21 protein-coding genes are annotated in these 20,803 nt (G+C 41.6%); 4 read left to right on the top strand and 17 right to left on the bottom strand.

Translation table 11 applies throughout. The annotated features are described in order from the left end of the window. Window positions 1-3 precede the first annotated feature (3 nt). The 5 genes from FRX57_RS01465 to gyrA all read right to left on the bottom strand — a co-directional run bounded on the left by FRX57_RS01465 (window position 4) and on the right by gyrA (window position 5,912). Window positions 4-1,206 carry a hypothetical protein gene (locus FRX57_RS01465; protein WP_146565913.1) on the bottom strand — a complete coding sequence of 401 codons (1,203 nt, stop codon included), beginning with the start codon at window positions 1,204-1,206 and terminating at the stop codon, window positions 4-6. Window positions 1,207-1,216: 10 nt separating this feature from the next. After that, a complete protein-coding gene (locus FRX57_RS01470; RefSeq protein WP_146565915.1) occupies window positions 1,217-2,179 on the bottom strand; it encodes a DUF1002 domain-containing protein in 963 nt (320 codons plus the stop codon). Between the two features lie 60 nt (window positions 2,180-2,239). After that, window positions 2,240-2,641, bottom strand: coding sequence for an SMU1112c/YaeR family gloxylase I-like metalloprotein (gene gloA2 / locus FRX57_RS01475; protein ID WP_146565917.1), 402 nt, complete (start codon window positions 2,639-2,641; stop codon window positions 2,240-2,242). Between the two features lie 77 nt (window positions 2,642-2,718). Beyond that, window positions 2,719-3,456 (bottom strand): class A sortase, encoded by a 738-nt coding sequence (locus tag FRX57_RS01480; RefSeq protein WP_146565919.1) that lies wholly within the window; start codon window positions 3,454-3,456, stop codon window positions 2,719-2,721. 8 nt (window positions 3,457-3,464) lie between these two features. Continuing rightward, window positions 3,465-5,912 carry a DNA gyrase subunit A gene (gene gyrA / locus FRX57_RS01485; RefSeq protein WP_146565921.1) on the bottom strand — a complete coding sequence of 816 codons (2,448 nt, stop codon included), beginning with the start codon at window positions 5,910-5,912 and terminating at the stop codon, window positions 3,465-3,467. Window positions 5,913-6,091: 179 nt separating this feature from the next. On the opposite strand from gyrA, the gene FRX57_RS01490 reads away from it, so the two are divergent. Next, window positions 6,092-7,072, top strand: coding sequence for an L-lactate dehydrogenase (locus FRX57_RS01490; RefSeq protein ID WP_146565923.1), 981 nt, complete (start codon window positions 6,092-6,094; stop codon window positions 7,070-7,072). A 101-nt stretch (window positions 7,073-7,173) separates the two neighbouring features. Here the strand turns inward: FRX57_RS01490 and nox are convergent, their stop codons facing one another. The 9 genes from nox to FRX57_RS01535 form a co-directional block, all read right to left on the bottom strand. Next, complete coding sequence (nox, locus tag FRX57_RS01495; RefSeq protein WP_146565925.1) at window positions 7,174-8,547, bottom strand: H2O-forming NADH oxidase; 1,374 nt, start codon at window positions 8,545-8,547, stop codon at window positions 7,174-7,176. A 125-nt stretch (window positions 8,548-8,672) separates the two neighbouring features. After that, window positions 8,673-9,638: an ABC transporter permease gene (locus tag FRX57_RS01500; protein ID WP_146565927.1), complete on the bottom strand. Its 966-nt coding sequence runs from the start codon at window positions 9,636-9,638 to the stop codon at window positions 8,673-8,675. A 1-nt stretch (window position 9,639) separates the two neighbouring features. Continuing rightward, window positions 9,640-10,701 (bottom strand): ABC transporter permease, encoded by a 1,062-nt coding sequence (locus FRX57_RS01505; RefSeq protein ID WP_146565929.1) that lies wholly within the window; start codon window positions 10,699-10,701, stop codon window positions 9,640-9,642. After that, entirely contained in the window at window positions 10,694-12,226 is a 1,533-nt protein-coding gene (locus FRX57_RS01510) for an ABC transporter ATP-binding protein (protein WP_146565932.1), read from the bottom strand. Before FRX57_RS01510 ends, FRX57_RS01505 begins: the two co-directional genes overlap by 8 nt. A gap of 120 nt (window positions 12,227-12,346) precedes the next feature. Then, the gene (locus FRX57_RS01515; RefSeq protein ID WP_146565934.1) at window positions 12,347-13,396 is read right to left on the bottom strand and encodes a BMP family lipoprotein; all 1,050 of its coding nucleotides are present in this window, start codon (window positions 13,394-13,396) and stop codon (window positions 12,347-12,349) included. A gap of 87 nt (window positions 13,397-13,483) precedes the next feature. After that, window positions 13,484-13,858 carry a cytidine deaminase gene (locus tag FRX57_RS01520; protein WP_146565936.1) on the bottom strand — a complete coding sequence of 125 codons (375 nt, stop codon included), beginning with the start codon at window positions 13,856-13,858 and terminating at the stop codon, window positions 13,484-13,486. Window position 13,859: 1 nt separating this feature from the next. Further along, window positions 13,860-14,522, bottom strand: a complete 663-nt coding sequence (gene deoC, locus FRX57_RS01525) for a deoxyribose-phosphate aldolase (protein ID WP_146565938.1) — start codon at window positions 14,520-14,522, stop codon at window positions 13,860-13,862. A 14-nt stretch (window positions 14,523-14,536) separates the two neighbouring features. Further along, the gene (locus FRX57_RS01530) at window positions 14,537-15,814 is read right to left on the bottom strand and encodes a pyrimidine-nucleoside phosphorylase (RefSeq protein ID WP_146565940.1); all 1,278 of its coding nucleotides are present in this window, start codon (window positions 15,812-15,814) and stop codon (window positions 14,537-14,539) included. Next, window positions 15,811-16,401 carry a class I SAM-dependent methyltransferase gene (locus FRX57_RS01535; protein WP_146565942.1) on the bottom strand — a complete coding sequence of 197 codons (591 nt, stop codon included), beginning with the start codon at window positions 16,399-16,401 and terminating at the stop codon, window positions 15,811-15,813. Before FRX57_RS01535 ends, FRX57_RS01530 begins: the two co-directional genes overlap by 4 nt. Before the next feature lie 228 nt (window positions 16,402-16,629). Here FRX57_RS01535 and coaA point away from each other — a divergent pair, with 228 nt between their 5' ends. Continuing rightward, window positions 16,630-17,559, top strand: a complete 930-nt coding sequence (gene coaA / locus FRX57_RS01540; RefSeq protein ID WP_146565944.1) for a type I pantothenate kinase — start codon at window positions 16,630-16,632, stop codon at window positions 17,557-17,559. An 86-nt stretch (window positions 17,560-17,645) separates the two neighbouring features. After that, a complete protein-coding gene (gene rpsT / locus FRX57_RS01545) occupies window positions 17,646-17,897 on the top strand; it encodes a 30S ribosomal protein S20 (RefSeq protein WP_146565946.1) in 252 nt (83 codons plus the stop codon). An 89-nt stretch (window positions 17,898-17,986) separates the two neighbouring features. Here rpsT and FRX57_RS01550 read toward each other — a convergent pair whose 3' ends face one another. Then, the gene (locus tag FRX57_RS01550; protein WP_146565948.1) at window positions 17,987-18,340 is read right to left on the bottom strand and encodes a DUF1304 domain-containing protein; all 354 of its coding nucleotides are present in this window, start codon (window positions 18,338-18,340) and stop codon (window positions 17,987-17,989) included. Window positions 18,341-18,458: 118 nt separating this feature from the next. Between FRX57_RS01550 and FRX57_RS01555 the strand changes: the two genes are divergently transcribed. Continuing rightward, the gene (locus tag FRX57_RS01555; RefSeq protein WP_146565950.1) at window positions 18,459-19,019 is read left to right on the top strand and encodes a TetR/AcrR family transcriptional regulator; all 561 of its coding nucleotides are present in this window, start codon (window positions 18,459-18,461) and stop codon (window positions 19,017-19,019) included. On the opposite strand, the gene FRX57_RS01560 is transcribed toward FRX57_RS01555, so the two are convergent. Beyond that, window positions 19,016-19,768 carry an SDR family oxidoreductase gene (locus tag FRX57_RS01560; protein WP_146565952.1) on the bottom strand — a complete coding sequence of 251 codons (753 nt, stop codon included), beginning with the start codon at window positions 19,766-19,768 and terminating at the stop codon, window positions 19,016-19,018. The genes FRX57_RS01555 and FRX57_RS01560 overlap by 4 nt on opposite strands. Before the next feature lie 51 nt (window positions 19,769-19,819). Continuing rightward, entirely contained in the window at window positions 19,820-20,803 is a 984-nt protein-coding gene (gene pta, locus FRX57_RS01565; RefSeq protein WP_146565954.1) for a phosphate acetyltransferase, read from the bottom strand.

Below are 20,803 nucleotides of genomic sequence, written 5' to 3' on the forward strand. Positions count from 1 at the left end.
CACTTATCCTTCCGTTTTTTCTTGAAAAATAGGACCATAGGCTAGGGGAAGGCAAATAGTTTTTACTTCCTCTTGAATGGACCGAATCATTCCCGTTATGGCCAGGGCCTGACTTGTCAGCCCAGCCAAAGGGAAGAAACTTGGCTCATAAAGCGCTAGCCACCAAGGCAAACTAACCAGCAAGCTCAGTAGCAAACCAGTAAACAGAGAGATACGTTTCAACACATGATTGACATAGGCCAGACTAGCCCTACCAGGGTTTTGATAGAGCAGATAGTCGCCTGATTTTTGCAAATTGCACACAAAACTAAGGCTATCAAAATTCAGAAAGGCAAAAACTAGGGTTAAAATAACCACCAAGATGGCATAAAAACTAATCCCCAAGGGATAGTCTAAGGATACGGCCTCTTTCCACCACAACCAATTCAACAGTCTAGGAAAACGGGCTGCTCCAAAATCAAGCGCATATTGCCCCAATAATAAGAATGAATGAGCGTACAGGACAGCCATTGAACGACCCAGATTAACCCCTAAAGGTAGGCTATAGTCTTGAAACTGAGGATGACTGATGGCTAGACGTTTTACCGCCAAGGGATAGGTCGTTTTTTCTAGACTAACCCCCAGATAAATAGCCAGCATGAGCCAGACCAACACAATAATCCCAGACATTCCAGATGGCAAACTCAGGTCTCCTAAAGTTTGGAGTTGTCCTGAAAGCATCCCTACAAGAATGATTAAACTAGCTTGACCAATCCCGTAGCGACTGTTCACTTCTGTTAACCAAAGCAGAACAAAGCTCCCCGTCGTTAACAAGAACACTGTCAGCCAGGCAAGCCCATCAAAAACTAAGGAAGCCTGATTAACCAAACTAGACACCAAAAAGTAGGCCTGTAAGAGTGAAAAGATTAGACTTAGCCCCTTACTATAACTGTCTTGTTTCAACAACCAATTATCTTGCTCCTGCCCCAAGCTTAATAGACGAAGTAAGAGTTTGGCATACATCCAGGGAGATAAACCTAGAGAAAAAAGACTTAACCGAGTTAGATTACCGCCTGTCATCATACTAGATAGAGTTAACAAGGGGTTATTGATTGATAAATCTTGCAAATAAGGCAGTGGAATTTTCCGCCCCAGTAAAAAAACGAGAATAATAAGGACGGAACAAGCCAGTTTCCTCCGTAGGGGCTGATAAGTTACTAACGTCATAGGAACAAGTCTAACCAATTAAATTTCTGAAAAATGTCACAATTTGTTGCCAAATGGTTGCCAGTAGCCCCTTACCTTTTTCGACTGCCTGACTAGTATCCATGTTTAAGTTGACCCCATCGAAAAGAGAGCCCGCCTGTTGGACAATGCTATCTTTCAAAGCAGTCAAACTTGCCTGAAAGTCTGCATCAGTAATGACCCCGCTTTTAGAAAGGTTTAAGGCAAAATTAACAATCAGATTGATCTGATTAGTCGTTATTGACGATGTCAAGCCGTAATTAGCCAAGGTCTGCTCAACAATCGTCCTCACATCTCCTTCTGTAAGTTGCCCCCCGCCATCAGCAACAGCCTTTTTAATATCGGTCAAGGCAACATTCAGTTTATCTGCATTAAAACCTTCCTTATTTTGATTTTCTGCAGTGATATCTGACAAGGCCTTAAGTTCTTCCTGAGCCAGGGCCTTGTTTTCATCAGCTACAGGTGCCCCATTTTGTTCTAAAGAATAATAAATCCCTGCTAGCGCACTTTCTCCTGTAACAGCAATCGGCGCTGCCACTGTAATCTGCGCGTGTTCAATGCCCAAGGTGACGGCTGCATTCCGATACATATTTTCCGTTACCTTGGTGATGTTTTGGGGTGTAACAATCTTAACCTTGAGCGGTTCAGAAGCTCCCAATTTTTGAATTTTTACCGATGAATAAAGTTGTAAACTTGGATCATCTGCCACATTCATGATTTGCGCATAGGCACTGGTTGTCATGGTTTTGAGATCCCTATCCTGACTCGAATACCCCAACAAACCCAAAGTAGCCGTTTTTTGCTCCTCAGTCAGAGAGTACCCTAACACATAGTCAGGTTGAACATAGGTCTCATCAATGACTGATTGAATGTCACTAGCAGCCTGTGCCCGAGCCACGACTAAACTTGAAGCAAGCACTAAAGAGGTGGCCAGCACTGTTTTTTTCCATTTCATTTTCACTATCATTCCTTTCTAGCTAATCAACATAGCAAAGAAATCTTATTTTTCCCTTAATTATTCGTGTAATTCTAGGGGAAGCCCATCAGGATCAAAGAAAAAAGTCAACTTTTTATGCGTATAATCATCATACCGGACAGGCTCAACAAAAATTCCCATTGCCTCCAGTTCTTTTTTATAGGCCTCAACATCATCAACTGCAAAGGCCAAATGACGCAAACCAGCTGCTTCAGGATAGGCTAGGCGCTTAGGAGGTGCTTGATAGTCCGTGGCAGTTAGCTTATTACCAAAAATTTCTAACTCAATATCACCACACTTCAAGTCCAACTTATAATCCTGTTTATGGGGCCGATGATTCTCACGGATAATCTCAAACCCCAATTTATTGACATAAAAATCGCGCGATTTATCATAGTCAGAAACAATAATCGCAACATGATGAACAGCTCTTAGCTTCATTATTATCCCTCCGATACTTCCTATATTATAACATAATGACATTAAAAAAGACTGGATGAACTCCAGTCTCCTAGGCATTATAGGTTAATTTGATTATAAGATTTGTTGAACGAATCCTTGACTTCCTGTGGCGCTTGATCAAAGGCAACTTCACTTTCATAAGTAGCATGCACAATAATCCGTCCAGTCGCTTCTGGATTTGAGCAAGTAACCAAGGTCAAATTTTTAACACCAGGTGTGTCATCAATAACTTCAACGTGTTCAGGAGTTACCTCGGTAATATTTGAGATAACATAAGTGTAAATTTTATCCTTGTCTGTCAAATAAATTTTCATTCCCAAAGAGGCACGCTCAAGAGGAGAAAACAACATTTCAGAAGCCCCCGTCAAGCCAAAGACATTATGGCTAGCCAAGGCATAATTGTTCTCAGCTCCCATCACCTGGCCTTCTTTCATGGTGCCAGCCCCGTAGGTCAAGGCTGTATTATCCAACCCCTTGAAAATAGGAAGGTTGATGCCCAACTCAGGAATTGCAATCCCTCCAATAACTGGGAGAACTTGTGATTCCATTTGAGCAGCTAGAACCGATTCGGTACTAATTGATTTAACCGTCGAAAAATCAAAATTGCCTTCTGCTTTTTTATTTTCCTCAATTTTTTCTTTGGACACATTAGAGACTTGATACTTGTTGGTATTGACTGCAATCAAGCTATTTCGAATGGATTTATTAAAGACCAAGGCCAAGCCCACTGTTATCAAAACAAACATTAGCAAAGGGCGGACCCAACGGAATTTTTTCTTAGTTTTTTTCGACATATTTTCCTCTATTCTTCATTTTTTTCACTGACTTCTTCGGCCTCTACCAGGGTAAAGGTCATGATTTTAGCCTGGTCATCAAGGCGCATAACCTTAACCCCTTGGGTAGAACGACTCGTCTGTGAAATATCTGCTACACTGGTCCGAATAATCACCCCAGTGTCTGTGATGACCATGATATCTTCTTGGCCATCAACCGTCATCAAGCCAGCCAAACCACCATTTTTAGCCGTAATATTAGCTGTCTTAATTCCCTTACCACCACGATTTTTTCGTGGGTACTCTTTGGCTGATGTGCGTTTTCCATAGCCTTTTTCGGTAAGAATCAGTACTTCTTGCTCGTCATGAATTCGTGCGGCCCCAATCACACAGTCTCCATCACGTAAGCTAACTCCTTTAACCCCAGTCGCACTGCGTCCCATCTGGCGAACGCCTGCTTCTTCAAAACGGACTGAATAACCAAACTTAGTAGCAATTATCACCTCATCTTGCCCCTGGGTCAGTAAAACATTAATGAGTTCATCCTGATCACGTAAATTTAAGGCAATCAAACCGTTCTGTCTAATATTGCTAAAGGCAGATAAACTCGAACGTTTCACCAGTCCTTGCTTAGTGGTGAAGAAAAGATACTTGCTATCAAAATCTTCCAACTTCACATTAATAATGGTCTGGATAGTTTCCCCCTCTTCCAACTTCAGGAGGTTAACCACAGGCAAGCCCTTGGCTGTCCGGCCATACTCTGGAATTTCATAGCCTTTTAAACGATAAGCTCGCCCCTTATTGGTAAAGAAAAGCATAACATCATGGGTGCTGGTAGAAATCAGCTCACGCACAAAATCATCATCGTTGACACCTGTACCTTGAACCCCACGACCACCACGTTTTTGACTGCGAAATTCGTCCTGTGGCAAGCGTTTGATATAGCCCTTATTAGACAGGGTAATCAGGACATCAGCTTCCTCAATCAGGTCCTCGTCCTCGATTGACAAGGCCTCTCCCACCATCAACTCTGTGCGACGAGCATCAGCATATTTGCGTTTAATCTCGCCCAATTCTTCCTTGATGATGGCAACAATCCTCTCTGGTTTTGCCAAAATATCAGCCAAATCAGCAATCAAAGCCAACAAATCCTTGTACTCAGCCTGAATTTTATCCCGTTCCAAACCAGTCAAACGACGTAAACGCATATCCAAAATAGCCTGACTTTGGCGTTCAGACAAGTCAAAACGTTCCATCAACTGGGCCTGAGCAATAGCATCTGTCTCACTATTGCGAATAATACTAATGACCTCGTCCAAGTGGTCCAAGGCAATCAAGAGACCTTCTAAGATATGGGCGCGTTGCTCAGCCTTCTGCTTATCAAACTGAGTCCGCCTAGTAATGACTTCCTTTTGATGAGCAATATAGTTGTCCAAAATCTGACGGAGAGACAAAATTTTTGGAACCCCATTTTCGATGGCCAGCATATTAAACCCAAAATTGGTTTGCAGGCTAGTCAACTTGAACAGATTGTTCAAGATCACACTGGCAGAAGCATCGCGACGGACCTCAATCACCAAGCGCACTCCCTCACGACTTGATTCGTCACGAACCGCAGTAATGCCTTCTATCCGCTTTTCTTGGGCTAGCTTGACAATGTGCTCGTGAACTTTGACCTTGTTAACCATATAAGGAAACTCTGTCACCACGATTCGTTCACGGCCGTTTTTCATTTCCTCAATGTCCGTCCGAGCTCGTAAAACAATCGAGCCCTTACCTGTCTCATAGGCCTTGTGAATACCAGATTTCCCCATGACTAAGGCCCCTGTTGGAAAGTCTGGCCCCGGTAAAACAGTCATTAACTCTCTGGTTGTCACCTCTGGTTGATCTAAGACCAGATTAACCGCATCAATGGTTTCTGCCAAATTATGAGGCGGAATATTGGTCGCCATACCAACAGCAATCCCCGTTGCTCCATTGACCAAGAGATTTGGAAAACGAGCCGGCAAGACCACTGGCTCTCGTTCATTTCCATCATAGTTATCAATGAAATCAACCGTACTTTTGTTGATATCTCGTAACATTTCCAGAGTAATTTTACTCATCCGGGCTTCTGTATAACGTTGTGCCGCAGGACGATCACCATCCATAGAGCCAAAGTTTCCATGCCCATCAACCAACATATGCCGGTAGTTCCACCATTGGGCCATCCGGGCCATGGCTTCATAAATTGAAGAATCTCCGTGAGGATGGTATTTCCCCATCACATCACCACTAATACGGGCTGATTTTTTGTGGGGCTTATCTGGTGTAACTCCCAACTCATTCATCCCATATAAAATTCGACGGTGAACAGGCTTTAGTCCGTCCCGCACATCAGGTAAGGCTCTGGCCACAATAACACTCATGGCATAGTCAATAAAGCTAGTTTTCATTTCACTAGTTAAATTAACAGTTACTAAATTTTTATCCTGCATGTTCTGCCTCTTTTCCTGTGAAAATCACTCTTTATTATACCATAAAAAGCCCCTTATTACACCTTGTAAACGCTATCTGGAAGGATTTTTTCATTTTCTTAATGACATTTTGAAATGAAAGTGATAGAATAAAATCGTATGGAGAAATCCAATAAAATTTAAAGGGAGATGTTTAGAACATGACAACTAAACAACATAAAAAAGTTATCCTTGTCGGCGACGGTGCTGTCGGCTCCTCTTATGCTTTTGCTTTGGTTACCCAAGGCATTGCACAAGAGCTTGGAATTATTGATATTTTCAAAGAAAAAACTCAAGGTGATGCTGAAGATTTGAGCCATGCACTTGCTTTTACTTCACCAAAGAAAATCTACTCAGCTGACTACTCAGACTGCCACGATGCAGATTTGGTTGTCTTGACTGCTGGTGCCCCACAAAAACCAGGTGAAACACGTCTTGACTTGGTTGAGAAAAACCTTCGTATCAACAAGGAAGTCGTCACTGCTATTGTTGAATCTGGTTTCAACGGAATTTTCCTTGTTGCTGCCAACCCAGTCGATATCTTGACTTATTCAACATGGAAATTCTCAGGTTTCCCTAAAGAACGGGTTATCGGTTCAGGAACATCTCTTGACTCTGCTCGTTTCCGCCAAGCCTTGGCTGAAAAAATCGGTATCGACGCTCGTTCAGTCCATGCCTACATCATGGGAGAACACGGAGATTCTGAATTTGCCGTTTGGTCACACGCCAACGTTGCTGGGGTAAAACTTGAACAATGGTTAATGGAAAACCGTGATGTTAGTGAACAAGGTTTGATTGACCTCTTCATCTCTGTTCGTGACGCTGCTTATTCTATTATCAACAAAAAAGGAGCAACCTACTATGGTATCGCCGTAGCTCTTGCTCGTATCACCAAGGCTATCTTAGATGATGAATCTGCAGTTCTGCCACTATCAGTTTATCAAGCCGGCCAATACCAGGGGGTTGAAGGAATCTTCATCGGTCAACCTGCTATCATTGGGGCTCACGGAATTGTGCGCCCAGTTAACATCCCATTGAACGATGCTGAACTCCAAAAAATGCAAGCATCTGCAAGCCAATTGAAAGACATCATTGATGAAGCTTTCGCCAAAGAAGAATTTGCTTCAGCTTGCAAAAACTAATAATAATTGTTCTCCCTATCTTAGTTAGGGAGATTTTTTCTTCATTGCTCAAGAAAAATAAAAAGTAAGCTGACATGACAATCAGCTTACTTTTTTATACATTAGTCTTTTGCTCCAAGAGCAGCCATTGTGATGTAGTTGTATGGCTTGTTGAAGTGTGGCAAGAAGAAGATATCTGTCAATGCCAATTTCTCGATGGTTACACCTTCTTGGATAGCAAGTGAGAACATGTGAATACCCATAGAGATGTCTTCGCGAGCAACCATTTGTGCCCCAAGGATACGACGAGAATCTTTATCGTAAACAATCTTGATGGTTACTGGGAAGTTACCATGTTCCATGAATTCTGGTTTTTGGTTATCAGTATACTCTGTCACTGCAGCATTGAAACCAAGACGGTTAGCTTTTTCAAGTGTCAAACCAGTTGATACCATGTGAAGGCCATAGATTGAAATACCATTTGAACCTTGCACACCGATACCTTCAAGGTCAGTACCACAAGCATTGTGAGCTGCTACGATACCAGTACGGACAGCGTTTGAAGCAAGAGCGATGTAGCTAGTATCCTTAGTTGCGTTGTCATAAATCGTTGCACAATCACCGATAGCATAAACATCTTTAAGGCTTGTTTCTTGTTTTTTATTAACAAGGAAAGCACCATTACGGAACAACTCAACCTTGTCAGCTGCAAGGCCTGTGTTAGGACGGAAACCAACAGCCAAGACTACCATGTCAACATCGTATTCAGCCTTATCAGTGATAATTTTTTCAACCTTACCATCACCAGCAATTTCTTTAACGGTTTGACCAAATGCCAATTGGATACCATTGTCTTCCAAGTTTTTAGACATCATATCAGTCAAGTCTTTATCATAGTAGCCAGCAAGACAAGTGTCAACAACGTCAATCAAGATAACTTCTTTACCTTTACGTTGGAAGGCTTCTGCCAATTCAACGCCGATGTACCCTGCACCAACAACTGCTACACGGTTGATGTCAGCATCTTTCAATTTCTCAATCACATCAGCTGAGTTTTGGTACAATTTAACAAATTGAAGGTTTTTCAAGGTTGCTTCAAATTCACGAGAACCTTCCTTGATCTCAGCACCTTTAATTGGTGGCAAGATTGGTTGAGAACCTGTTGCGAAAATTAATTTATCATATGATTCAACGTGTTTTGAACCGTCTTCTAGGATAGCGTGAACTTCTTTTTTATCGTAATCTACAGACTCAACTGGTGAGTTCATGTAAACCTTAGCTCCCATGCTTTCCAATTGCTCTTTATCAGAATAGAACAATCCTTCTGGACCAGCAATTTGCTCACCAATCCAAAGTGCCATCCCACAACCTAGGAATGAAATGTTTGAGTTTTGATCGAAAACAACAATTTCATTTTCACTACCATAGTTTGACAACATGGTCTTAATACATGCTGTACCGGCATGGTTAGCACCCACAACAACGATTTTACTCATATAAACTTTCCAACTTTCAATTTTTTTTACCCTATCATTATATCATTATTTTAAAACGCTTACCAGTTATTTGCATAGATTTTTTAAAATTATTGAAAAAAACAGCAAAATGCTGTTCTTTCCTTTTATTTAGATTTAATATAGTTGACACCGTCTGCTTTTGGTGCAACTGATTTACCAAAGAAAGCTGCCAAAACAATGATTGTCAATAGATAAGGAGCTATCTGTAGATAAACGGTTGGGATTTTTGACAGTAAAGGCAACTGACTACCAATCACCGCCAGACTTTGCGATAGACCAAAGAAAAGACTGGCTAGCATGGCCCCAATTGGATTCCATTTCCCAAAAATCATGGCTGCCAAAGAAATAAATCCTGGTCCGAGAATGGTCGTCGCCGCAAAGTTAACGGAGATTGATTGTGCATACAAGGCACCACCTAGACCTGCTAAAAACCCTGAAATCATGATACCAAAATAGCGCATTTTATAAACATTGATTCCTAGAGTATCTGCCGCCTGTGGGTGTTCGCCTACCGAACGCAAACGCAAACCAAAACGTGTCTTGTACAAAATATACCAAGCTAAGAATGAAAAGGCAACTGCTAAATAACCTAAAATACTTGTACTAGTAAAGAAGATTTCTCCAATTACTGGAATATCAGACAAGACTGGGAAAGTAAACTTCCCGAAAGACTCCTGAATATTGTCTGTTTGTCCTTTTGAATAAAGAGCTTTGGTTAAGAAAATTGCAAGAGCTGGTGCCAAGAGATTTAAAACAGTACCACTAACAATATGGTCAGCCCTAAAATTGATTGTTGCCAAGGCATGAATCAAAGAAAAGAGCAAACCAACCAAACCTGCAGCCAATAAAGCTAACCAAGGGGTAGCTTTCCCAAAGGCGGAGGCAAATTCTAGGTTAAAAACAATACCTGAGAAGGCTCCCATGACCATAATCCCCTCTAGGCCAACATTTACCGTTCCCGAGCGTTCAGAGAAGACACCTCCAATACTCGTAAAAATAAGGGGAGCTGCATAAATCAACATGGAGGATACTAAGAGCGATAAGATTGTTACTAAACTTAATGAGGTCATTCTATTTTCCTCCTTTCACTGATTTTCTTGAAGCCATGTAACGTTCAATCAGGTAGTGTGACGCAACGAAAAAGATAATTGAGGCTGTCACAATACTAACCAATTCTGGTGGGATTCCCGCCGCTGTCATTCCGGTCTTACCAACACTGAGGATGGCAAAGAGCAAGGCTGCAAAGAAAATACCAATTGGTGAATTAGCTGCTAGAAGGCTCACGGCCATTCCTTCAAAACCAATGGCAAGAGAGCTTGTTTGAACAAAAACATTTTCAAATGTCCCTAAACCTTCAACAACACCTCCCAAACCAGCCAAGGCTCCGGAGATGACCATGGAAAGGATAATGGTTTTCTTTGAAGACATTCCAGCATATTCACTGGCATTTGGGTTAAGACCTACTGAACGAATCTCAAACCCAATAATTGTCTTATTCAACAAGAACCAAATAATGGCAATCGCAATAATCGCAAAGAAAATACCAATATTCATCCGAGAATTGTTAGTCATTGTCGATAACCATTCTGTTTGATAGGTTGCATTACTACTAACTTGAATAGTTGAATCAACACTACGCATGAATGCTTTTGGAAAGGCCGTCTGAATGATGGCATTACCAGCATAAAGAATGATATAGTTCATCATAATGGTAACGATAACTTCACTGGTTCCCAAATATGCCCGAAGAATCCCTGGAATGGCACCTGCCAAACCTCCAACAAGCATGGCAATCAGAACTGTCATCAAAATCAGCAAGGGTCTAGCCATATTTGGATTTGCCAAGGCAAACCAACCAGCAGCAATCCAACCTGCCAGAGCTTGACCAGCCAATCCAACGTTAAAGAAACCTGCACGACTAGCCACCGAGAAACCTAAACCAATCAAAATCAGTGGCCCCATGGCACGGAAAATCTCACCAATATTTTTCATGCTACCAAAGGCAACCTGGAAGAGACCTTCATAACCCCAAAGAGGATCATAACCAAAAATCAGCATGACGACGGCTCCTAGAAGCAAGCCTAACACAACTGAAATCAGCGGAATAATAACCTGTTGATTTTTTTTAGACATGACTAACCTCCTTTTCAACAACTCCACCCGCCATCAAGATACCAAGTTCTTGCTTGTTGGTTGTTTCTGGTGTTACAATTCCCTTAATGTGGCCATCATGAATAACAGCAATCCGGTCTGAAACATCCAAAATCTCATCCAATTCAAAACTAACCACAAGAACGGCTTTGCCTTTATCACGTTCAGCAATTAGACGTTTCCGGATATACTCAATAGCACCTACGTCCAAGCCACGAGTAGGTTGGCTGACTAGCAGTAAATCTGGGTTACGATCAACTTCACGAGCAATGATTGCTTTTTGCTGATTCCCTCCCGAGAAACCTTTCGCAGGAACAAGTTCATTAGCACCACGAACATCGAATTCTTGCATCAACTGTTTGGCATAGTCATTAATTTTCTTATAATCCAAAATTCCTTTTTTACTCAAAGGTTCTTTATAATAGGTTTGCAAGGCAATATTTTCAGCCAAGGTCATTGGCAAGACCAATCCATCCCTGTGGCGGTCTTCTGGAATATGACCTACATTCAACTCTGTAATTTGGCGGGTCGTCATTTTAGTAACTTCTTGACCTTTGATGGTAATGCTACCTGATTTCACCTTACGTAGGCCTGTAATGGCTTGAATGAGTTCACTCTGACCATTACCGTCAATCCCTGCAATTCCGACAATCTCGCCTGCTCGAACATCGAGTGAAAGATTTTTAACAGCTGGAATCCCACGGTTTTCATTGACAACCAAGTCCTTAATTGAGAGGACCACTTCTTTGGGCTCTGCCGGTTTTTTGGCAGTTTTGAAAGATACAGAACGCCCAACCATCATTTCAGCCAAATCTTCCGCAGTCGCTCCAGCCACATCAACTGTCTGGATACTCTTACCACGACGAATAACTGTCACACGATTTGCCACTGCACGAATCTCATCCAATTTGTGCGTAATCAAGATAATTGATTTTCCTTCTTTAACCAAATTACGCATGATTTCCATTAATTCTTGAATCTCAGATGGGGTTAATACTGCAGTTGGTTCATCAAAAATCAAAAGATCCGCCCCACGATAAAGAGTTTTTAAAATCTCAACACGTTGCTGGGCACCGACAGAAATATCTTCAACCTTGGCAGAAGGATCAACAGCTAATCCGTATTTTTCAGATAGCTCTTTAATTTCCTTACTCGCACTTTTTAGGTCCAATACCCCGTTTTTTGTGGTTTCATTCCCCAAAATAATATTTTCTGCTACAGTAAAGGCCTCAACCAACATAAAGTGTTGGTGAACCATACCGATTCCTAGGCTATTAGATTTTGACGGAGAATCAATTTTGACAACTTCGCCCTTAATCGCGATTTCTCCACTTGTTGGCTCGAGCAAGCCAGCAAGCATATTCATCAAGGTTGATTTTCCTGCCCCATTTTCTCCCAACAAGGCATGAATCTCTCCCTTTTTGACCATTAAATTAATATGGTCATTGGCTACAAAATCACCGAATTTCTTCGTGATTTCTCTCATTTCAATGACATTCTCTGTCATGGGAAGACTTCCTTTCATTATATTTATCAAACAGTAAAACCTAGCATGACTGCTAAGCTTTACTGAGATATAAATATCTCAGTTTCTAAAGGCGACCAATCATGGACGCCCTAAGAAAGATTATTTTTCCGGAACAGTAATTTCACCTGAGGTGATTTTCGCTTTGGCATCTTCAACAGCTTTTTTAGCTTCTTCGTCAAGGTTAGTTGTTGCAATGTTTACACCACCGTCTTTAAGACCGTAAACAGTTGTTTTACCACCTGGGAATTTGCCTTCTTGTGCTGCTTCAGAAATAGCTTTTAATGAGTTTCCTACTTCTTTGATTGATGAAGCTAGGACAAAGTTTGATTCTTTACCATCTTTAGAAGTGTAGTTACCTTCTGCTGACTGATCACGGTCAACCCCAATAACCCAAACTTTGTCTGCTTCAGCTTTAGTTTCATTGATTGCTTTGGCTTCACTGAAGACACCGGCACCAGTTCCACCTGCTGCTTGATAGATAATATCTGCACCTGCTGCATATTGAGCAGCGGCAATTGTTTTACCTTTAGCTGCGTCACCAAATGAACCTGCGTATTCTACAGAAACCTTAATCGATGGATCAACAGATTCCACACCAGCTTTGAATCCTTTTTCAAAACGAGTGATAACTTCACCTTCCATACCGCCGATGAAACCAACTTGTTTTGTCTTAGTTGCTTTAGCTGCTGCAACACCTGCTAGGTAAGCTGCCTCATTATCCGCAAAGACAACACTAGCGACATTATCTTTGCCTTCGATAACTGAGTCAATGATAGCAAAGTTTGCATCAGTATTATCTTCCGCTGCTTTCTCAACCGCATCACGAAGGGCAAAACCAATACCAAAAATCAATTTATAACCATTATCAACAGCGCTTGATAGGTTAGTGGTATACTCTGATTCGTTTGATGATTGGAAGTAAGTAAAGCCATTGTCTTTTGATAGCCCATTATCTTTCCCCCAAGCTTGTAAACCTTCCCATGCTGATTGGTTGAATGATTTGTCATCAACACCACCAGTATCTGTTACCATGGCAACTTTAAGGTCTGTCTTAGCATCACCAGAAGATGCCGCTTTACGATTAGAGCAAGCTGCTAGACTTAGCACCGCTACTGAAGCCAAACCAACACCGATAAGTTTTTTGTTCATTTCTATGAACCCTCCTAAAAAATTTGATTTCGTAACATATAGTTACAGCAACGACTAAACCAAGGGTTTAGGACAACAGAATACAGATTATGTGAAATCTATAAACGAATATGGAAGTAATTCCCTGACCATCATCTCGACCGTCTTACCATTTTTAGCCATTAAGGTTACCTTGCTGTCTGGTTCAAAAAATTCAACCATGACCTGACGACAAGCACCACAAGGTGAAATAGGTTCTTCTGTCTCACCATAAACAACGATTTCATCTAATTTTGTGTGACCTTGCGATACCGCCTTAAAGATTGCTGTACGCTCAGCACAGTTAGTTAAGCCAAAGCTCACGTTTTCGATGTTGCAACCCGTAAAAACCGTTCCATCTGACGTTTTCAAGGCTGCCCCAACAGGAAATTTTGAATAAGGAACATAGGCCAATTGACTAGCCTCTTTTGCCAGTGTCAGCATCTTAGTATCCACCTGAAACCACCTGTCCTTTCATGATGGCCACACCAGATGATGTTCCAATACGAGTAGCTCCTGCTTGAATAAAGGCTTGAGCATCTTCGAGGGAACGAGCGCCACCCGCAGCTTTAACGCCAACATCTGGTCCAACTGTCTCTCTCATCAAGGTTACATCTGCAACAGTCGCACCATTGGTAGAAAATCCAGTAGAGGTTTTAACAAAATCAGCTCCCGCCTTGACTGCCAACTGACAAGCACGAACTTTTTCTTCTTCTGTCAAAAGACAGGTTTCAATGATGACCTTAACCAACTTGTCACCGCTCGCTTCAACAACTGCTCGGATATCTTCCTCAACCAAGTCATCGTTACCAGACTTTAAGGCACCAATATTAATAACCATATCAATTTCATCAGCCCCTGCTTCAATACTTTGAACTGTTTCAAAGGCCTTAACACTAGGCAAGGTTGCCCCCAAAGGAAAGCCAACGACTGTACATACCTTAACATCAGAATCCGAAAGAACCTGGGCACAATGTGCCACCCAAGTCGGATTAACACAAACACTCGCAAAATCATATGCTTTAGCTTCCGCCAAGAGCTGATCAATTTGCTCCCGACTACTATCTTGCTTTAACAAGGTATGATCAATGTATTTATTAATTTGCATACAAGCTCACTTTCTTACGTAATAACTTTTAAAATCTCTTTTGGAATTTTCTGTTCACTACCAATCGTAATGTTCTTCTGGCAGTCTTGTAAAACCGTTTCTTCAACAACTCGATTAGAGTAAATGGTTAGGACAAGATCACCAACATTGACATAGTCACCAACCTTCTTCTCAAAAACAAGACCTGCTTCATAGTCTAATTGGTCGGTCTTAACAGCTCGTCCCGCCCCTAGACGCATGGCTATTAGGCCAAACTCCAAGGCAGGTAATGCCGTAATATAACCCTCTTGTTCCGCTCGAACTTCTGTGATAAAAGCCGCTTGCGATGGACGATAGAGATCCTCTAAGTCGCCCCCTTGGTAAGCAACCATCTCCTCAAATTTCTTCAACGCTTGGCCGTTAACTAAATGTTCCCTAACCGTTTCAAGACTTTCCTCACGACCTGCCAACTCTAACATGATTTGAGCTAGTTCACAGATAAAGTGTGTCACGTCCTCACGACCTTGCCCCTTCATAATATCAAGAGCTTCTAAAACTTCGAGACGATTACCAACCGCCCTGCCCAAAGGCTGACTCATATTGGTCATAACGGCCACTGTTTTGCGGCCAACCTCTTTTCCAAGGTCGACCATCGTCCGTGATAGCACTTCTGCATCAGCCTCATTTTTCATAAAGGCCCCATCACCAACTGTCACATCAAGGAGAATGCTGTCGGCACCTGCTGCAATTTTTTTACTCATGACTGAGCTTGCAATCAAAGGAATGATGTCGACTGTTGCCGTCACGTCACGCAAGGCATATAAGAGTTTATCCGCCTTGACCAACTGGTCTGATTGTCCGATGACTGAGACACCGATGTCCTTTACCTGCTGAATAAATTCTTCTTGGCTGCGGTCAATCTGATAGCCCTTGATTGACTCTAGTTTATCTAAGGTACCACCCGTATGTCCCAAGCCTCTTCCACTCATTTTGGCCACCGGAACATCAAAACTAGCTACTAGAGGGGCCAGAATCAAGGTTACCTTGTCACCGACTCCACCAGTTGAGTGCTTGTCCGTTTTGATTCCTACCAGTGATGACAAGTCAATTTCTTCTCCCGTTTTAACCATGCTCATGGTCAAATCGCGAATCTCATTGACCGACATCCCTTGGAAATAAATTGCCATGGCTAGGGCTGACATTTGATAATCTGGCACATGCCCTTGCGCATAGTTCGATATCAGCCAGCTAATTTCCTCTGTGGTCAATTCCTTACCGTCACGTTTTTTTTGAATTAAATCTACTGCTCTCATTTTTTCACACTTCTAAAAATATAATATCCCTTATCTTTTTTTAAGGTTTCACAATTTCCAAAAATCTCTTCCATTTTTTTCTTAGCACTAGGTGCACCCTGTTTTTTTTGGATAACGATGGTTAAATCACCTCCAAATTTCAAATAATTCCAACTATCTGCTAAAATGGTATGGACAACCGTTTTTCCAGCCCGAATAGGAGGATTGCTGATGATATGGTCAAATGCCCCTTCAACCGCCTGATAGATATCTGATTGGAAAATAGTGGCCGTCACCTTATTCAGAGAAGCATTTTGCCGAGCCAAATCTAAGGCTCTAAGATTCACGTCAACCATGGTAACATTCAAGCCCTGAACCTTGGCTAAGGAAATCCCTAAGGGGCCATAGCCACAACCTAAATCCAATAGGCTCTCACCTTCTGCAAAGTGCAAACTGGAGAGGAGGACTTGACTGCCATAATCCACCATCTTCTTTGAAAAGACGCCTGAATCAGTCAAAAACTGGAACTGCTGCCCCAACAAGTTAACCTTGATACATTGAACATCACGCAAGCTAGTTGGGTTCTCCGTGTAATACATATTTGTCATTTTCAACTACACTACCGTTGTATTTTTTTACAAGACTATCTTAACATATTCTTAAACAATTGACAAGCTAAAGACGTTTTTTTTAAACAAATTGAAAGCCCTTTTATTTTTCAACATTCGGTTATAAAGCGTTTTCTCTATTTTTATGATATAATACTATTGTAAATAGACTTGTTCAATCTGAATATAGTAGCTAGACAGACTCGATGACTAAAGGACAAAAAATGAATGAATAAAGAATTAATCAATTTTTATACTATATCTCGCCAAAAGTGGTCCAGCCTCCTCCACGCCAATCCTCAAGTAGCTCTAAGCCCGAGTGAGCTGGAAAATATCAAAAGTCTTAATGATCGCATTGATTTACAGGACGTTAAAGAGGTCTACCTGCCCCTTGTCAGCCTCATTGATATTTATAAACGTGCTCATGAAAATCTTAATTTTTCTAAAACCATGTTTTTACAAGAACCCCACAAAAAGATTCCGTTTATGATTGGTATTTCTGGTAGTGTGGCTGTTGGTAAATCAACTACCAGCCGTCTCCTAACCCTGCTCTTAAAAAGGGCCTTTCCCCAAAGTAAGGTAGTCATGGCAACAACAGACGGTTTTCTCTACCCAAATGCCCTTCTCCAAGAAAAAAATTTACTTAATCGGAAAGGATTTCCTGAATCATATAATATGGAACTGCTCCTGCATTTCCTTGAGCAAATCAAAAATGGTCACGATGTCACCATTCCAATTTATTCACATGACATTTATGACATCATCCCTAACCAACATCAGCAGATCGAGGCCCCTGATATTTTAATTGTTGAAGGCATCAATGTTCTACAACATCAGCAAAATAATCAACTCTATATGAACATGAGCGACTACTTCGATTTTTCTATTTACATTGATGCAGACAGTCAGGATATTGAACACTGGTATCTGGAACGCTTCAGAAAACTACTTGATTTAGCCAAAAAGGATCCCAACAATTACTATCACCCCTTGTCACAACTCCCTTTGGAAGAGGCTTTAGCCTTTTCACAAAAAGTCTGGCAATCAATCAACTTGGTGAATTTGGAACAATTTATCCAACCAACCCGCCACCGGGCCCAGCTCATTCTACATAAGTCTAGTAACCACGACATTGATAAGATTTATTTAAGAAAATAGGACAAATCCGTAAGAAATTTATCTAAAACAGGTATTTCTACTTGTCAAAGACAAAGTTTTCAGCTATAATTAGATAGTTAGTATAAATGGAGGTGAAAACATTGGCAAATATTAAATCAGCTATCAAACGTGCTGAACTTAACGTAAAACAAAACGCTAAAAACTCAGCACAAAAATCAGCTATGCGTACTGCAATCAAAGCATTTGAAGCTAATCCAAGTGAAGAACTTTACCGTGCTGCTAGCTCAGTTATTGATAAAGCTGAATCAAAAGGTTTGATTCATAAAAACAAAGCTAGCCGTGATAAAGCTCGTCTTGCAGCTAAATTGGCTAACTAATGAAAACAGCTTCCGAGCTGTTTTTCTTTTTACCTACTTCTCTTCTTAAATCAATGCCAAAAAGAAAAAGACAGTTTCCTGTCCTTTCCTTAGGCTAAAATGGTTAATAAGAGAGCAAGGATAGCTGGCCCTCCCTGGGTCAAAATAATTTTTGGACTACTGGTCATGGCCCCATAAGCTGCTACTGAAATGATATAGATTAAAATGGCAGGTACCAAGCTAGCGTTGAAAAGCAAGCCGTACAAAAGTCCCACACCTAGCAGGCCATTGTAAACCCCTTGATTTTTGAACAGGGTGTTGAGAGATTTTTGACTGAGTTCTTCTTGGGACATGCCAAAAACCTTTGACGTTTTTTCTGAATTGGTGATAATGGTTTCCAAATACATGATATAGAAACATTCCAAGGCGACCAAAACCACAAAACTATTCGCTAAGATTGACATAATAACTCCTTTTTCTAAACTATCTTATGCTATAATAGCATAACAAGCTTTGATGGATAAAACAAGTCAGATAAAGACAATTTAGACACTTGATGAAAAACTGTCAAAAGGAGAACAGATGACTACTACTACCCCACAATCAAAAAACAGCCAAGGACGGCTGGAAAACAGTCTTAATCAATTACTGCAAAAACAACAACTAGCAGACATTAGCGTCAGCCAAATTGCCAGTCAGGCTGGTCTTAGTCGGGCCAGTTTTTATAATTATTACCAAGACAAGTATGATATCATCGAACGCTGCCAGCAAAAAGTATTTCAGGAATTGGAAAACTGTTTCCGCCAGTTTTCTCAGGATAAAAGGGCCTGTATTTGCCAAATTTTTACCATTTTAGCCAGAGAAGAACTCTTTACCACACTCTTGCTCCCCCAAGGCAGCAAGGAAATTCATGATTTCTTGTCCTACAAGTTTCAAGACTTGGTCAGATTGGACTTGGCCAGTCAAACCTCCAAAGTCCTGCAAAATTTCACTGACAAAGAGATAGACTACTGCGTCACCTATCTTTCCGGTGCTTATTTCAAGGTCTGTCAAGCTTGGATTGAGCAGGGAAAAAGAGAAAAGCCTGACCAGATGGCAGGCTTTCTTCTCAAGATGCTGACATTAGCCCATGGCTTTGATTAAGGCTCACGATGAACGGGCAAGGGCCCAAAACTTTGGGAAGTCGGCATAATTTCTAGGCGGTTAATATTGAGATGAGCTGGTTGTTCAAGCAACCATAAAATCGTTCTAGCAATATCTTTTGGCTGGATACTGTTAGCCCCTTGGTAGAGCTGCTCTGCCTTGTCCTGGTCGCCCTTAAAGCGAACAAGAGAAAACTCCGTTCCACCTGCTAGGCCAGGTTCTAGATTGGTTACTCTTACCCCTGTCCCTACTAAATCGGCTCGCAGATTGAGACTAAATTGTTTAACAAAAGCCTTCGTTGCCCCGTAAATATTACCTCCCGGATAGGGATAAGTTCCGGCAATAGACCCCATATTAATCACATAGCCCTGACGTTCAACTATTTTTGGCAATAAAGCATGGGTCAAATAGGCCAGTCCAACCATATTGGTCATCATCATGGTTTCCCAATCCCCAAAATTCGCTTCCTGAGCCTTATCGAGACCCAGAGCCAGACCAGCATTATTAATTAAGCTATCAATCTCCTGCCACTCATTCGGTAAGCTAGCTAGACCCTGATTTACATTTTCTGTTGAAGTCAGGTCTAAAGCCAAAGGATAAAAAGAATCTCCCAATTCTTCCTTTAAGTCTTGTAATTTCTCTAAACGTCTAGCTGCACCAATCACACGGTAACCAGCTTTAACCAATTCTTGACAAATAGCCCAGCCAAAGCCTGCTGAAGCTCCGGTTACTAAAACAGTTTCTACCATATTTCCTCCTCAACATAAAACTGGATAGCAAATACCCAGCTTTTAATTCCCTTACTGTTCCAAAGCCTGGGCTGCAGTGATAATCCCTAGCTTATAAATGTCTTCATCATTTGACCCACGTGAAAGATCATTAACAGGTTTATTTAACCCTTGCAAGATTGGGCCGATAGCTTCAAAAAGCCCTAAGCGTTCAGCAATCTTGTAACCAATATTTCCTGACTGCAAATCTGGGAAGATAAAGGTGTTGGCATAACCAGCCACACGGCTTTTTGGTGCCTTGATTTTAGCAGCTGCTGGCACATAGGCCGCATCAAACTGCAACTCCCCATCTAACTTGAGGTTGGGAGCCAGTTCCTTGGCCAAACGAGTGGCCTCAACCACCTTGTCAACGTCAGGCGATTTTCCTGATCCCATGGTTGAAAAACTCAACATGGCCACATAAGGGTCAATATCAAAGATTTTGGCAGTTTCAGCTGTATTAACAGCAATTTCAGCCAATTCTTGAGCATTTGGTGAAATATTGATGGCACAATCACCAAAGACTAGCCGCTCATTGGTGCTGTCACGGTTCATGATAAAGATACCTGATGTGCGTGACACCCCTGGCTTGGTTTTGATGATTTGAAGGGCTGGACGTACGGTATCAGCCGTTGAGTGAATAGCTCCGCTGACCATGCCATCTGCCAATTCCATTTGCACCAACATGACACCAAAATAGTTAACATCTTTTAGGATATCACCGGCTTTTTCAGGGTCAACTTTCCCCTTGCGCAAGTCAAGAAAGGCCGCTTTCATCTCTTCAAAGCCCGCATAGTCTTCCGGATTGATAATAGTTAACCCAAGGCCAGCATAGCCCGCCTCAGCTAACAATTTTTCAACTTCTGCCACTTGTCCTAAAACGATTGGCTCTAACAACCCTTCAGCCTTGAGACGACCGGCTGCAGTCACGACACGTAAGTCATTTCCTTCAGGAAACACAATTTTTACATGCTTACCGGTAATTTTCTCCGTCAATGTATCAAACAATGATGCCAT

It is taken from the genome of Streptococcus cuniculipharyngis (assembly GCF_007859195.1).
GTDB lineage: Bacteria > Bacillota > Bacilli > Lactobacillales > Streptococcaceae > Streptococcus > Streptococcus cuniculipharyngis.